The organism is Pseudomonas akapageensis, assembly GCF_011355085.1.
Taxonomy (GTDB): Bacteria; Pseudomonadota; Gammaproteobacteria; order Pseudomonadales; family Pseudomonadaceae; genus Aquipseudomonas; species Aquipseudomonas akapageensis.
Window position 1 is genome coordinate 18,516 of the sequence record NZ_VXCP01000054.1, and the last position, 12,588, is coordinate 31,103.

Annotated in this window: 16 protein-coding genes; all 16 read left to right on the top strand. The window is 62.4% G+C overall.

From position 1 onward, the window contains the following. The first annotated feature begins 4 nt into the window (after positions 1-4). The 16 genes from F2S13_RS26545 to F2S13_RS26620 all read left to right on the top strand — a co-directional run bounded on the left by F2S13_RS26545 (position 5) and on the right by F2S13_RS26620 (position 12,583). A complete protein-coding gene (locus F2S13_RS26545) occupies positions 5-658 on the top strand; it encodes an SCO family protein (RefSeq protein ID WP_425500250.1) in 654 nt (217 codons plus the stop codon). After that, entirely contained in the window at positions 655-1,260 is a 606-nt protein-coding gene (locus F2S13_RS26550; RefSeq protein WP_166366513.1) for an SCO family protein, read from the top strand. The genes F2S13_RS26545 and F2S13_RS26550 overlap by 4 nt, the downstream gene beginning before the upstream one ends. An 11-nt stretch (positions 1,261-1,271) precedes the next feature. Continuing rightward, positions 1,272-2,807 (top strand): ABC transporter substrate-binding protein, encoded by a 1,536-nt coding sequence (locus F2S13_RS26555; protein ID WP_166366515.1) that lies wholly within the window; start codon positions 1,272-1,274, stop codon positions 2,805-2,807. Between the two features lie 12 nt (positions 2,808-2,819). Beyond that, complete coding sequence (locus F2S13_RS26560; protein WP_166366517.1) at positions 2,820-3,515, top strand: SurA N-terminal domain-containing protein; 696 nt, start codon at positions 2,820-2,822, stop codon at positions 3,513-3,515. A gap of 221 nt (positions 3,516-3,736) precedes the next feature. Next, positions 3,737-4,276: a response regulator gene (locus F2S13_RS26565; RefSeq protein ID WP_166366519.1), complete on the top strand. Its 540-nt coding sequence runs from the start codon at positions 3,737-3,739 to the stop codon at positions 4,274-4,276. A gap of 70 nt (positions 4,277-4,346) precedes the next feature. Continuing rightward, positions 4,347-6,071 (top strand): GspE/PulE family protein, encoded by a 1,725-nt coding sequence (locus tag F2S13_RS26570; RefSeq protein ID WP_166366521.1) that lies wholly within the window; start codon positions 4,347-4,349, stop codon positions 6,069-6,071. After that, positions 6,052-6,858: a hypothetical protein gene (locus F2S13_RS26575; RefSeq protein WP_166366523.1), complete on the top strand. Its 807-nt coding sequence runs from the start codon at positions 6,052-6,054 to the stop codon at positions 6,856-6,858. The genes F2S13_RS26570 and F2S13_RS26575 overlap by 20 nt, the downstream gene beginning before the upstream one ends. After that, complete coding sequence (locus F2S13_RS26580) at positions 6,859-7,404, top strand: PilN domain-containing protein (protein ID WP_166366525.1); 546 nt, start codon at positions 6,859-6,861, stop codon at positions 7,402-7,404. Continuing rightward, positions 7,391-7,942: a type 4a pilus biogenesis protein PilO gene (gene pilO / locus F2S13_RS26585; RefSeq protein WP_166366527.1), complete on the top strand. Its 552-nt coding sequence runs from the start codon at positions 7,391-7,393 to the stop codon at positions 7,940-7,942. Before F2S13_RS26580 ends, pilO begins: the two co-directional genes overlap by 14 nt. After that, a complete protein-coding gene (locus F2S13_RS26590) occupies positions 7,939-8,475 on the top strand; it encodes a hypothetical protein (RefSeq protein WP_166366529.1) in 537 nt (178 codons plus the stop codon). The genes pilO and F2S13_RS26590 overlap by 4 nt, the downstream gene beginning before the upstream one ends. Before the next feature lie 95 nt (positions 8,476-8,570). Continuing rightward, on the top strand, positions 8,571-10,337 hold the full coding sequence (locus tag F2S13_RS26595; protein ID WP_425500251.1) for a secretin N-terminal domain-containing protein: 1,767 nt from the start codon (positions 8,571-8,573) through the stop codon (positions 10,335-10,337). Further along, the gene (locus F2S13_RS26600; protein ID WP_166366533.1) at positions 10,334-10,807 is read left to right on the top strand and encodes a type II secretion system protein; all 474 of its coding nucleotides are present in this window, start codon (positions 10,334-10,336) and stop codon (positions 10,805-10,807) included. Before F2S13_RS26595 ends, F2S13_RS26600 begins: the two co-directional genes overlap by 4 nt. A gap of 4 nt (positions 10,808-10,811) precedes the next feature. Further along, positions 10,812-11,186 (top strand): type II secretion system protein, encoded by a 375-nt coding sequence (locus F2S13_RS26605; RefSeq protein ID WP_166366535.1) that lies wholly within the window; start codon positions 10,812-10,814, stop codon positions 11,184-11,186. Next, complete coding sequence (locus F2S13_RS26610) at positions 11,161-11,721, top strand: type II secretion system protein (protein WP_166366537.1); 561 nt, start codon at positions 11,161-11,163, stop codon at positions 11,719-11,721. Before F2S13_RS26605 ends, F2S13_RS26610 begins: the two co-directional genes overlap by 26 nt. An 80-nt stretch (positions 11,722-11,801) precedes the next feature. Further along, positions 11,802-12,173, top strand: a complete 372-nt coding sequence (gene csgE / locus F2S13_RS26615; protein ID WP_425500252.1) for a curli production assembly/transport protein CsgE — start codon at positions 11,802-11,804, stop codon at positions 12,171-12,173. Next, positions 12,170-12,583: a curli assembly protein CsgF gene (locus F2S13_RS26620; RefSeq protein ID WP_166366539.1), complete on the top strand. Its 414-nt coding sequence runs from the start codon at positions 12,170-12,172 to the stop codon at positions 12,581-12,583. Before csgE ends, F2S13_RS26620 begins: the two co-directional genes overlap by 4 nt. Positions 12,584-12,588: the final 5 nt, after the last annotated feature.

Sequence of the window (12,588 nt, forward strand, 5' to 3'; positions counted from 1 at the left end):
ACACATGAAAGCCATGACAGCAAGCATCGCCCTGGCACTGTTGGGAATGGTGGGTTCAAGTGGCCTGGTTCAGGCCCATTCGAAGGACGAGCATGCCAGCCACGGGCAACAGGCGGCCGAAACCCGGGAGGAGGGCGCGAGGGTTTCCTTTGTCGATGTGCCCCTGCTTGACCAGGACGGCAAGTCGGTGCGGCTGAATGAGGATCTGGTGCGTGATCGGATCGTGGTGATGGGCTTCATCTACACCAGCTGCACCACGGTCTGCCCGGTGGTGTCATCGATCATGAGCAAGGTGCAAAAGCAATTGGGGGGGAGGGTCGGCGATGATGTGCAGTTGGTGTCGATCAGTATCGATCCGCAACGCGACGATCCGCCGCGCCTGCTCGGCTATGCGAAGAAATTCCAGAGCGGCCCTGGCTGGAGCTGGCTGACCGGCAGTCCCCAGGCCATCAGCGACACCCTCAAGGGGCTCGGCACCTGGACCCCGGACTTTCGCAATCATCCTCCATTGATCCTGGTGGGCGACGGTCGCAGCGAGCGCTGGACCCGCTACTACGGTTTCACCGATCCTGCGCTGCTGGTCAAGCGCGTCCAGGAGCTGGGCGCGGCGCGGGTGCATGCCCGGCACACCGCCGTCGCCATGGAGCAACTACCATGAAGCCGCTGCACTGGATCGCCACCCTGGCCCTGTGCTGCTGGGCCTTGCCCACACTCGCCCATGAAGCGGTGGTGGCACCCGCCGCCAAACCGGTCGCCGGCACCCATGATGCACAGACTTACTTTACCGACACCCAGCTTCTCGATCAGGACGGCCAGCCAGTGCGCTTCTACAGCGACGTGCTGAAGAACCGCGTGGTGCTGCTCAATGTGATCTTCACCCATTGCAACGATGCCTGCCCCTTGATCACCCGCAAACTCAAGGAAGTGCGCGATGCCCTGGGTGAGCCCCTGGCCAGCCAGGTGTTTTTCATCTCCCTGACCAGCGATCCGCAAAACGACAGCCCTTCGGTGCTCAAGGCTTTTGCCCGCAAACAAGGCGTGGACACGGCCAATTGGCTGTTCCTGACGGGTGAGCAAGCAAAAATGGACCTGGTGCTGGGGCGTCTGGGCCACCTTATTCCAAGCCCGGAACAACACTCGACTCAACTTATCGTCGGAGACGTGGCCAATAAACGCTGGAGCAAGATTCGCCCCGATGCACCCGCTGCGGCGATCGCCCAGCGTCTGCAATTGTTGACCATGCCTGTAGCCGGGCGCTGAGAGTGGCCACCATGAAGCCTGTCGCGCTGTGGATGTCGTGCCTGCTGGCATTGAGCGGCCTGGCCCATGGGCTGGAATTGACGGCCAGCGAAGCCGCCGGCAAGCGGCTCTACCGCGAAGGGCTTTCGGCCCAGAACGTGGAGATTTCGGCCCGGGTCGGCGCATCCGACATGCTCCTGCCGGCGCAGGCGGTGCCCTGCGCCAATTGTCATGGCGCCGATGGCCGCGGCCGGCCCGAAGGCGGGGTGCGGCCGCCGGACATCACCTGGCGACGGCTGAGCTCAACTTATGGGTTATCGGTCAATGGTCGCCATCACCCGGCCTATACCGAGGCGGCTTTTGCCCGGGCCGTCAGCGAAGGGCGAGACCCGGCCGGCAACCGGCTGGATCCGGCCATGCCGCGGTTCGTGCTGACCTTGCGCGACCAGGCGAACCTGACCGCCTACCTCAAGCGCCTGGAAGACGATCGCGACCCGGGCCTGGAACCCCAGCGCTTGCGCCTGGGTACCCTGTTGCCGCGGCAGGGGCCAATGGCGGAACTGGGCAATACCGTGGCCGCCGTGCTGACCGCCGCGATCGAGCAGATCAACCAGACCGGGGGCATACACGGACGCATCCTGGAACTTGTGAATGTGGATCCGGGCAATGACAAGGCAAGTGCCCGGGCGGCCCTGCACACCCTGATCGACAACGCGCGGGTGTTTGCCTTGATCGCGCCGCTGGCGCCGGCGCTGGACGACGAGATGCCCGGTTTGCTGGAGCAGGCGCAGGTGCCGCTGGTGGGGTCGTTGTCGCTGTTCGGCGCCTTTGCAGGCAGCGGGCAGATATTCGAGCCCTTGCCGGGATTGCGCGAGCAGATGCTCGCGCTGGCACGCTATGCCGCAGGCAGTCTGCAGTTGGAAGCCAGCCAGAGCGTCATCATCCATCCGGCCAGTGAAACCCAGGCCGCCCTGGCCCAGCGCCTGGTCCTGGGGCTGCGCGAGCAAGGTTGGACCCACGTCACCACGTTGGCTTACAGCGCCGACAACTTGCAGGCCCTGAAAAATGCGCAGACTGTATTTTATCTCGGCTCGGCCGGCGACTTTGCCGAACTGGCCGGGCGGCTTGACAGAGCGGGCCTCGCGCCCTGGCTGTTTGCCGCGTCGACCCAGGTGGCGGGTGAGGTTTTGCAAGTACCCGAGGCGTTTTCCGAGCGCTTGTTCCTGGCGTATCCATTCGTGCCCGAGGACTGGACCAGCGCGGGTCGGGCTGCCCTGAGCGATCTGCGCCAGCGCAGCGGCCTGGGCGGTCAGCATGCAGTGCTGCAGGTTGGGGCCTATTGCTCGGTACTGTTGCTCAGCGAAGGGCTGAAACGGGCCGGGCGCGATGTCAGCCGACGGAGCCTGATCGAGGCTGTCGAGAGCCTGCACGACTTCGATACCGGTCTGACACCGCAGATGAACTTCGGCCCCGGTAAGCGCCTTGGCCTCAGTGGTGCACATATCGTACGGGTGCAATTGCCTGAACAACGTTTCTATTCAATGGGCCCGTTCATTCGGGTGCCCTAGGAGTCATCGATCATGAGTACTGCACAGTGGGGGCTTTTCCTGGCTTTGTCTCTGGCGCTGCCCCTGCCGCTGCCGTGCGGACAGGTGCAGGCGCAGGAGCAGGCGATCGCAGCGCGGGTCAATGGCGTGCCGATCACCGAGTTTCGCCTGGAGCGCTACTTTGCCGACTACCTGCAGGCCCAGGGCCGGGCGCTGGCCAGTATTCGCAACCCGAGCACCTACAAGCGTCTGCGCCAGGCTGCACTTGATGAGTTGATCGACAAGGAATTGCTGCTTGGAGAAGCGCGCAAGCAGGGCCTGGTCGTTGATGAAAAGGCCGTGGCGCACCAGTTGGCCGCCGTACGAGGCGACTTCGGTTCCTCCGAAGTGTTTGCCCAGCGCCTGGCGGATGCGGGCTTCGATGAATCCAGTTACACCGAGTACCTGCGCCAGGAGTGGGCGGCCCAGCAGGTTTTCGCCAAGCTCACCCGGATACGCGAGCCCACACCCGCGGAAGTCGAGCAAGCCTGGGCCCATCAGCACCCGGATGCGATGGCGAAAAATTTGTTGTTGGCCCCGAACCAAAAATTGACGTCATCGGTCGAACGAAGTAGAGAGCTTGCTATGGTAAAAGAAATGATTATCAACCAGCGGCAAGCCGAAGCTCGCGTGAAAGCGCTGAAGGATCTTCGCTCGCGCAATCGCATCGAATTAGCACAGGGCCAGTAAGTGCCTTGCCCCCCAAGTTGGGGGAAAACCGGATTTTGCCCTGATCACCATTCCCCGAAATTGGGGGAGGCGGTTGGGTAGTGGAAAAAAATTGCAACCAAATCAGTCGCATGGCTAAGTAATACTATCGATACGCGGTCTGGCATGAAGTGTGCGTAAGCCTAAGTGAGGCGCGCACTTCCAGGCCCGGTACGGGACCTGACAGCTGCAAGGAGTCCGCCTTGGAAAAAGACAAGAACAAAGTACTGGTAGTCGAGGACGAACAAATCCTTGCGCAGAACCTCAAGGCGTTTCTTGAGGCCAAGGGCCTGGATGTTCGTGTAGCCCACGACGGTGCCAAAGCCATCAGCCTTGCCGAGGGCTTTGCTCCCGAAGTTGTCGTACTGGATTTTCGCTTGCCCGATATGGAGGGGTTCCAGGTACTCGAAGCAGTCCGCCTCAACAGGAAATGCCATTTCGTACTGATGACCGCGCATCCGAGCGACCAGGTTTTCGAACGCGCAAGTCAGCTGGGCATCGGCCACATCCTGTTGAAACCCTTTCCAATGGCGGAGCTGGCTCGAGTGGTCTGTGACTTGGTCGGGTTGAAACTCCAGGGTACGTCAGGGCAACACAGCGAAGGTTTCGTCGAGCGACGCCAGGGCAGAACCGATAGTTTCCCGCTGCAGTTGTTTGACGGCAGTTGGGTACTGGCAGAACGTCGAAGCAAGACCTCGACGCCGCCGGTTCCCGATGACCCGCAACAGGCAAACGGGAAGTAGGGGCGCGTACAGACGAGCATGTGCTGGCGCGCCGAATGGGTGAAAACCCCGGAGCGTTGGAGTGCATGCCATGGAACGTCTGTCCTTTGCTGCGTTGCCGCCGTCAGTCGACGCTACACCCGAGCCTGAACCCACGCCATCGCGCTTTGCCCGGTCAGTCCTGCAACAGGCCAGGGCCACCGCCAGCAGCCAGGGCGAACGTACCCTGGAAACACTGGAAACCCTTTCGGCACTCGATCCGCGCACCTTTATCCAGTGCCTGGGCAATACCCTCCATTACCCGGTGCTCCACAGCGAAAGCCTGTTCGACACTGTCCCGGCATTCGACCGCATCACCCTGGCCCAGGCGATCAAGCGCGAATTCGTCATGGTGCAGCTGGGTGATGAGCTGGTCGGCGTATTCGCCGACCCCTTCGATGAAAACCGCCTGGCCTGGATCGACGAAAACCTGCGCGGTGCCCCCTTGTACCTGGCCCATGCCGCCGACCTCGCTGCCTTTCTGGCGCGCCATGAAGAGAGCTTCCACGCCGTGGAGTCGCTCAACGCCCAGGCCGATATCAACGACGTGCACGAAGCGCTGGAAACCCTGTCGCTGACCAGCATCAGCGAAGACGCCAGCGTCGTGGTCAAACTGGTCAACTCCACGCTCTACGATGCCTTGAAGATGCATGCCAGTGACATTCACCTGGGCATGACCGGCACTGGCCTGGTGATCAAGTACCGCATCGACGGGGTGCTCAACAACATCAGCAAGGTCCAGGGCAGCGAGTTCGCCGAGCAGGTGATCTCCCGGGTCAAGGTCATGGCCGAACTGGACATCGGCGAAAAACGCGTGCCCCAGGACGGTCGCTTCAAGATTGGCATCAGCGGCCGGCAGATCGACTTTCGTGTCTCGATCATGCCGAGCATTTTCGGTGAAGACGCCGTGCTGCGGGTGCTGGACAAACAGGACCTGGCCGACCGCGCCAATGGCGTGCGCCTCGAATCCCTGGGCTTCGAAGAGGCCACCTTGCGCCACCTGCGCCGCCTGGCTGCCGAACCCTATGGCATGGTCCTGGTGACCGGCCCGACCGGTAGCGGCAAGACCACCACGCTCTACGCCATGATCACCGAGATCAACCATGGGGTGGACAAGATCATCACCATCGAAGACCCGGTCGAGTACCAGCTGCCCGGCGTCCTGCAGATCCCGGTCAACGAGAAAAAGGGCCTGACCTTCGCCCGCGGCCTGCGCTCGATCCTGCGCCATGACCCGGACAAGATCATGGTCGGCGAGATCCGTGACCCGGACACCGCACAAATCGCCATTCAGTCGGCCCTGACCGGTCACCTGGTGTTCACCACCATCCACGCCAACAACGTGTTCGACGTGATTGGCCGTTTCACCCAGATGGCCGTCGACCCCTACAGCTTCGTCTCGGCGCTCAACGCCGTGCTCGCCCAGCGCCTGATCCGGCTGGTCTGCAGCGACTGCGCCAGGCCCTGCCCACCGAGCGCCGAGGAACTGGCGGCCTCGGGTCTCGAACCGCACGCGGTCACCGATTACCACTTCGTCCATGGCAGCGGCTGCGGCCGTTGCCGGGGCACCGGCTACCGTGGCCGTACGGCCATCGCCGAGTTGCTCCACCTGGACGATGAAATTCGCCAGATGATCATCGAACGCCAACCGATCGCCCGCATCAAGGCCGTGGCTTGCAGCCGTGGCCTGCGCTTGCTGCGTGGCTCGGCGCTGGAACTGGTCCGTGAAGGACGCACGACACTCGAGGAGATCAATCGTGTCACATTCGTGGGGTGAGCGTTATATCGCTGTACTCGGGCCCACTGGGGTCGGCTTGTGCCGTCGTCGCGGCGGCACCTGCGAGTGGTTGGGAAGTGTCGGCTTCATCAGCGACCACTTTCCCGCCTGGCCGGTGGCAACAGAAACCCTTGAACGGCTGCTGGCCGAGCAGGTTCGCGGTCGTGCCGAGCTGTGTGTGTTGCTCTCGGGGCATTACAACCGCTTCTGCCGTGTTCCATGGAGCGACCAGATCAACACCAGCGACGAGCTGCTGGTGTACGCCGGCGTCTGCTTCGAGGAGGTTTTCGGCCTCTCGGCGCAAAGCTGGACCTTCAGCCTGTCGGCCGAAGCAGCAGGGCAGGCGCGGGTTGCCGCCGCCGTGCCTGACGAACTGCTGCTGCGTCTGCGCACCCTGGCCGACAACCTGAGCCTGCGCCTGGTTTCGGTGCAGCCCTACCTGATGGCGGCGTTCAACCACTTCGATGCGCAGATGGCAAAGGACGACTTTCTGTTCGTGGTCGCCGAGCCCGGCCGCAGTACCTTGCTGCTGGCACGCGAGGGTCGCTGGGAAGGGGTCCGTTCGGTCTGCAGCCCCGACTCCGACGGTGCGCTCGCCGCATTGATCGCCCGCGAGTGTGAACTGTTCGACGGTGACAGCGAGCACCCTCTGCCGATCTACCTGCATGCACCGGGGCGCTTTGACAACGTGCCGAGCCTGGAGCAGGGCGCCGTTGTGTTGTTGGGCATGCAAGCCGCCGCGCCGGTGCGCGATGTGTTGTATGTCATGTCCCAGGCGGTGAATTAAATGCGCGCCTTGATGCTGGACTTTCAGCCCCGGCGCCGGGCCAGTGCCTTCGGTTGGAGCCTGTTGTTGGTCGGGCTGCTGGTTGGCGCCGTCGGCCTGTGGACGCACCTGCAACTCGATGCCCAGGAACAGCAGGCCCACGGTCGCCTGCGTCAGGCCGAGGGGCAGTTGCACGGCGACAGCGAGAGCACGGTCGGCCTGTCACCGGCCGAGAGCCGCGAGCAGGCCGCCCGGATGGCGGAAATGCGGCGCATATCCGCGCAACTGCGCAGGCCTTGGGAGCGCCTGTTCGCCATGCTCGAAGCGCTGCCCCGGGACCAGGTCGCACTGCTGTCGCTGACACCCGATGCGCGCAAGGGCCAGGTCCGTATAACCGCTGAAGCGAAGGACCTGGAGGCGATGCTCGAATTCCACCGGCAGCTCGAATCCAGTGCCGAGCTCAGCGATGTTTCGCTGCTCAATCACGAAGTCGACGCCAAGTCGGCCGAGCACCCCGTGCAATTCAACCTGCAAGCGAGCTGGGAGGTGGGCGATGCACATCCCTAGACTGATTCTTCACGAACAACTGCAACGTCACGGTTGGCCGGCCCTGGCCGGTACCGCACTGGTGGTGCTGGCGCTCGGTTACACCGCCTTCGCCCTGGTACCCACCTGGCAGCGCTTGCAGAGTCTGTCTGTGCAGAACGAAGAAGCCAGCACCTACCTGACGCAAATCGAGCAAGGCATCGTCGCCGCGCCCGAAGTGCCGTCGCGGCAACTGGACGAGTTCCGCCAGCGCTTGCCGGCGCAGAAGGAAGCGACCTCAGCGATCGACCAGATCTATGCCCTGGCATCCAAGGAGCAGATTGTCCTGTCCCGTGGTGAGTACGCCCTGGGTACCGATCCGAAGACGCACCTGGCGCGCTACTCGATCCTGTTGCCCGTGCGCGGCACCTACCCGCAGGTACGCCGATTCATCCATGAGCTGTTGGGCGCGCTGCCGGCAGTGGTGCTCGAGGATGTCGACCTGCAACGCAAACGCATTGCCGACACCGAGCTCAATGGCCGCATCCGACTGACCCTGTATCTGTCGAGGTCATCATGAACGCACGCAAACGCTTGGGGTGGGGCCTGTTCCTGAGTGCAGCGGCAATCATTGCCTGGGCGCCCGGGCATTGGTTCCAGGACGCCGATGAGGTGGCGGTGGCCCCGGCCACTGCCAAGGCTACACAGACCGTCAAGGCAGGTGGACAACCACTGGCCGCGAAAGCCACTGCCGCGCAGGCCAAGTCTGCCGATGTCAGCTCGATAGAACCCGGGGCCAACCTGTTTGCCGCCCAGAGCTGGAAACCGGCACCGGTACTGGCCACGGTGACGGCGGAACAGGCAGCCGCTGCGGCGGCAATGCAGGTGGTGGCCCCGACTGCACCACCACTACCTTTTCAGTTCATCGGCAGGCTCGATGATCACAACGATGTGCAGGTCTTCCTGCAAAACGGCGAAAAGCTCTATGTCGTGCGTAACGGCGACATGATCGACGACACCTACAGGATCGTGGGTATCTCCGCTACTGAGATGAACATGGTCTATCTGCCCTTGCATCAGTCCCAGACTTTGTCTGTAGGGAGTGCTCCATGATTTCGGTCAAACGGTCTTCACCGTTGTTGTGGCTGTTTCTGGGGGCCAGCGTGCTGCTGGCCGGTTGCAGCGCCACGTTGGCAAAAAAGGAGGGGATGGCACTTATCGAGGAAGGCCAATACGAAGCGGGGATCAGCCGGCTGGAAGAAGGGGTGCGGGACAATCCGCGTGATACCGAGCTGCACCTGGCATTGAACCACGCCCGCGCCCGTTCGGTCACGGCGCTGCTGGCCCAGGCCGACCTGGATCGCTCGACGCGCGACTTCGCCTCGGCGGCCCAGGGTTACCAGCGCGTGCTGGTCATCGAACCGAACAATCAGCGTGCCAAGGATGCCCTGCGCCAGCTCGAACAACTGACTACCGTGAAAGACCGTCTGACCCAGGGCGAGACCGACCTGCGCCGGGGTGACCTGGTCGGTGCCGAGCGTCAGGTTCGCTATATCCTTGCCCTGGATCCCAAGAACGATGGGGCGCTGGCCCTGCGTCACAGCATCGATGAAGTGAACAGCCGCACCAACGTGCCCAACCCGCAGCTACGTACGCGTCTGGAGCGTCCGGTGACCCTGGAGTTCCGCGATGCCAACCTCAAGGTCATCTTCGAGGTGCTGTCCCAGGTCGCAGGGCTCAACTTCATCTTCGACAAGGACCTTCGCCCAGAACTCAAGGCCACTATCTTCGTGCGCGATGTACGCATCGAGGATGCCATCGAGTTGCTGCTGCAGCAGAACCAGCTGCACCAGAAAGTGGTGAACGAAAACACCATCCTGATCTACCCCGATTCACCGCAGAAGACCAAGGACTATCAGGAGCTGGTGATGCGCACCTTCTACCTGACCAACATCGATGCCAACACCGCCCTGAACATGGTCAAGACCATGCTCAAGACCCGCGACGTGTTCGTCGATGAGCGCCTCAACACCCTGAGCCTGCGCGACACGCCAGACGCCGTGCGCATGGCCGAGAAGCTCCTGCAATCCCAGGATCAGTCCAACCCCGAAGTGGTGCTGGAAGTGGAAGTGATGGAAGTCGCCCGCAACCGCATCCTCGAGCTTGGCCTGCAATGGCCCAACACCTTTGGCGTGGTCAACACCGACGGCTCGGCGGTAACGCTGCTCGACCAGTTGCGCCACATCGATCCGGGCCGCATCACCATCTCGCCGTCGCCACAGCTGAAAGTCAACGCCCAGGACAACGACATCAACACCCTGGCAAGCCCGGTCATCCGCGTCAGCAACAAGGAGCAGGCTCGTATCCACATCGGTCAGCGGGTACCGATCGTCAGCGCCACCTCGGTGCCTTCGACCCAGGGCCCGGTCATTACCGAAAGCATCACCTACCTGGACGTGGGTCTGAAGCTGGAGGTGACGCCCGTCGTTCACTTGAACAATGAGGTGGCGATCAAGGTTGCCCTGGAAGTCAGTAACGCCACGCCTCTGGAACCGACCCGCAATGGCACCATCCCGGTCCAGGTCGACACCCGCAATGCCCAGACCACCCTGCGCCTGCACGATGGCGAAACGCAGATCCTGGCCGGCCTGGTGCGCAACGACCATGGTTCCACCGGCAACAAGATCCCTGGCCTGGGTGACATTCCTGGCCTGGGTCGGCTGTTCGGCAGCAACAAGGATACCGTCGGCAAGTCCGAACTGGTGCTGTCGATCACCCCACGCATCGTGCGCAACCTGCCGTACCAGAGCCCATCGGACATGGAGTTCTCCTCGGGCACCGAAACCAGCATGCGCATCCCCATGCAGGAGCCTGCGGTGGTGGAAGGCAGCGACGACGCCAAGGACGCCGTCGCCAAGCCAATGGCCGCACAGCCGCTCGCTGTGGCTCCGATCCAGACGAAGCCGCAGCCATGAAAAGGACCGAACGCGGTTTCACCTTGATCGAAGTGGTCGTGACCCTGGCGCTGATCGGGTTGCTCGCGGCCATGGCCGCGCCTTTGACCGAAACCGTGGTTCGGCGTGGCAAGGAACAGGATCTGAAGATGGCGCTGTACCAGATCCGCGATGCCATCGATGCCTACAAGCGCGCCGCCGATGCCGGCCATATCGAGAAGTCGGTCGACAGCAATGGCTACCCGCCAAACCTGCGGGTACTGGTCGAAGGCGTGCGCGATGTGCGCAGTGCCAAGGGCGCGAAGTTCTACTTTCTGCGGCGCATCCCCCAGGACCCGCTGGCTCCGGCGCACCAGAAACCCGAAGACGCCTGGGGCCTGCGCAGTTATGACAGTTCGGTGGACAACCCGCGTGAAGGCGAGGATGTCTTTGACGTGTACTCCCATGCGCGTGGCAAGGGCCTCAATGGCATTGCCTACAAGGATTGGTGATCACATGCGACGCAACCAGGGCTTTACCTTGATCGAACTGCTGGTGGTCATGGCGATCATCGCGACGTTGATGACCATCGCCGTGCCACGCTACTTCAGCAGTCTGGAGCTTTCGCGCGAAACCACGTTGCGCCAGAGCCTGTCGGTGATCCGCGAAGCGCTCGACCATTACTACGGTGACACCGGGCGTTATCCCGATTCCATCGAAGACATGGTCACCCAGCGCTACCTGCGCAGCCTGCCGCTGGACCCGATCACCGAACGCACCGACATGTGGGTGCTGGTGCCACCGCCCGATGGCGTGGCCGGCGGGGTGGCCGATGTGAAAAGCGGTGCGACCGGGAGAGCGCGTGATGGCAGCCAATACGCCCAGTGGTAGCGCCGTCTGCGCTCAGCAGGGCTTTACTTATCTAGGAGTCCTGTTCCTGATCGTGTTGATGGGCTCGCTGCTGGCCACGGCCGGCGAAGTCTGGTCTACGATCGGGCAACGCCAGCGCGAACGCGAACTGCTCTGGGTCGGCACCCAGTATGCCCAGGCGTTGCGCAGCTACTACCGGTCCTCGCCGGGCCTGGCGCAATACCCCAAGGAGCTGGAGGATTTACTCGAGGACAAGCGCTTTCCGTCGCCACAGCGGCACCTGCGCAGGCTCTATCCGGACCCGCTGACCAACAGTCTCGATTGGGGACTTTTGCATTCGATCGACGGGCGCATAACGGGCGTCTACAGTCAGGACGAGGGCAAGCCGTTGATACAGACGAACTTCCCGGCGCAGTGGTCGGATTTCGAAGGTTTGAAGACACATGCGGACTGGCAGTTCGTTGCCGAGAAGGCCTTTCTCGACAGCCCAGCCGGTCCTGCAGCACCTACAGGTCCTGCGCAGCCAGCCACCCCCCTTGGCGCTACAAGTCAGTAAGGAGAGCGTCCATGTTCGGCTATCACCAACAGCAGCCTCGTATGACCGCCGCCTGCCGCTTGCGGCGAAGCGTTGCCTGCATGCTGGTAGCGCTCAGCCTGGCCGGCGTGGCCCAGGCCGATGAAGAAGATGAGATGAAGGGCTTTATCGTCGACCAATGTGTTTCGCGCATCGGCCACGACTTCTACAACGGCTTTGCCGACCGGCTGCGCAATACCAGCCGCCTGGATTTCAACCTGGTGGTCCGCGAACGCCCCAACCCTCGCTGGGGCAGCCTGATCTGGGTCGAATTTGAACAACGCACGTTATACCGGCGCTTCCTGGCGCCCAACACCGTTCAGATGGAGGACATTGCCACCGAGGCCGCCGACCTGGTCAAGAACCAGATCGCCCAGCGCAAGCTCGAAATTCTATTGCAGGACACAACCGATTTGGAGAAGGACGAAATATGAACAAGAAAATCCCTTCGCTCTCGATCACTCTGGCAACCGGACTGTTGCTGGCAGGTACCGTCAACGCGACTCAACTGGTCTACACCCCGGTCAACCCCAACTTCGGCGGTAACCCGCTCAACGGGACCTTTCTGCTCAACGAGGCGCAGGCGCAGAACGACCATAACGACCCCAGCCTGAACAGATCCACTGCCGGCACCTCGCCATTGGAGCGGTTTACCAGCCAGGTCCAGTCGCGGTTGTTGTCGCAATTGTTGAACGACGTCCAGAACGGCAAGACCGGGAGCCTGCAGACCGACGACTTCCTGGTCAACATCATCGATGACTCGGGCGCCTTGACCATTCAGGTGACTGACAAGGCCAGCGGTGAAATTTCGGAAATCGTCGTCGATGGGCTCGGCGCCAATTGATCCAA

Excerpts from the sequence above, each read along its gene's own strand:
- F2S13_RS26545 (WP_425500250.1), top strand. The coding sequence starts at position 5 with ATGAAAGCCATGACAGCAAGCATCGCCCTGGCACTGTTGGGAATGGTG.
- F2S13_RS26550 (WP_166366513.1), top strand. The coding sequence starts at position 655 with ATGAAGCCGCTGCACTGGATCGCCACCCTGGCCCTGTGCTGCTGGGCC.
- F2S13_RS26555 (WP_166366515.1), top strand. The coding sequence starts at position 1,272 with ATGAAGCCTGTCGCGCTGTGGATGTCGTGCCTGCTGGCATTGAGCGGC.
- F2S13_RS26560 (WP_166366517.1), top strand. The coding sequence starts at position 2,820 with ATGAGTACTGCACAGTGGGGGCTTTTCCTGGCTTTGTCTCTGGCGCTG.
- F2S13_RS26570 (WP_166366521.1), top strand. The coding sequence starts at position 4,347 with ATGGAACGTCTGTCCTTTGCTGCGTTGCCGCCGTCAGTCGACGCTACA.
- F2S13_RS26580 (WP_166366525.1), top strand. The coding sequence starts at position 6,859 with ATGCGCGCCTTGATGCTGGACTTTCAGCCCCGGCGCCGGGCCAGTGCC.
- pilO (WP_166366527.1), top strand. The coding sequence starts at position 7,391 with ATGCACATCCCTAGACTGATTCTTCACGAACAACTGCAACGTCACGGT.
- F2S13_RS26590 (WP_166366529.1), top strand. The coding sequence starts at position 7,939 with ATGAACGCACGCAAACGCTTGGGGTGGGGCCTGTTCCTGAGTGCAGCG.
- F2S13_RS26595 (WP_425500251.1), top strand. The coding sequence starts at position 8,571 with ATGGCACTTATCGAGGAAGGCCAATACGAAGCGGGGATCAGCCGGCTG.
- F2S13_RS26600 (WP_166366533.1), top strand. The coding sequence starts at position 10,334 with ATGAAAAGGACCGAACGCGGTTTCACCTTGATCGAAGTGGTCGTGACC.
- F2S13_RS26605 (WP_166366535.1), top strand. The coding sequence starts at position 10,812 with ATGCGACGCAACCAGGGCTTTACCTTGATCGAACTGCTGGTGGTCATG.
- F2S13_RS26610 (WP_166366537.1), top strand. The coding sequence starts at position 11,161 with ATGGCAGCCAATACGCCCAGTGGTAGCGCCGTCTGCGCTCAGCAGGGC.
- csgE (WP_425500252.1), top strand. The coding sequence starts at position 11,802 with ATGCTGGTAGCGCTCAGCCTGGCCGGCGTGGCCCAGGCCGATGAAGAA.
- F2S13_RS26620 (WP_166366539.1), top strand. The coding sequence starts at position 12,170 with ATGAACAAGAAAATCCCTTCGCTCTCGATCACTCTGGCAACCGGACTG.